The organism is Komagataeibacter kakiaceti JCM 25156 (assembly GCF_000613305.1).
The window spans coordinates 1-731 of the sequence record NZ_BAIO01000808.1 but is presented as its reverse complement, the minus strand read 5'-3'; the positions used below and the strand labels follow the sequence as shown (position 1 = coordinate 731).

The 731-nt window shown below is 67.4% G+C and carries 1 pseudogene; it reads left to right on the top strand.

The features are described from left to right. Positions 1-731, top strand: a pseudogene (locus JCM25156_RS26395) (MiaB/RimO family radical SAM methylthiotransferase); the annotation flags it as partial.

Below are 731 nucleotides of genomic sequence, written 5' to 3'. Positions count from 1 at the left end.
CGCCGCGGGCGTGCGGGAGATCACGCTGCTGGGCCAGAACGTCAACGCCTATCATGGAGAGGGACCGGATGGCGGCACATGGGGGCTGGCGCGTCTGGCCCGCGTGCTGGCCGATGACGTGGGCATGGAACGCATCCGCTACACCACGTCCCACCCGCGCGACATGGAGGATGACCTGATCGCGGCCCATGGGGATCTGCCCCAGCTCATGCCGTTCCTGCACCTGCCGGTGCAGTCCGGCTCCGACCGGGTGCTGGCGGCCATGAACCGGGGGCACACGGCGATGAATACCGCGTGCTGGTGGACCGCCTGCGCCGCGCACGCCCCGATCTGGCGCTGTCGTCCGACTTCATCGTCGGCCATCCCGGTGAGACGGACGCGGATTTTGCCGACACGATGCGCCTGATCAGCGACATCGGCTTCGCGCAGGCCTATTCCTTCAAATATTCCTCCCGTCCCGGCACGCCCGCCGCCGGAGCGGGCGCGCAGGTGCCCGAAGACGTGAAAGATGCGCGCCTGCAGGAACTTCAGGCCATCCTGCGCGTGCAGCAGGATACATTCAACGCCGCGACCGTGGGGCAGGTGACATCCGTGCTGTTTACCGGGCGCGGGCGCAAGCCGGGCCAGATTTCGGGCAAGAGCCCGTGGTTGCAGGCGGTGAATGTGGAAGGGCCTGACAGCCTGATCGGCCGGATCGCCAGCGTGGCCATCCGCCATACATACACCAACTC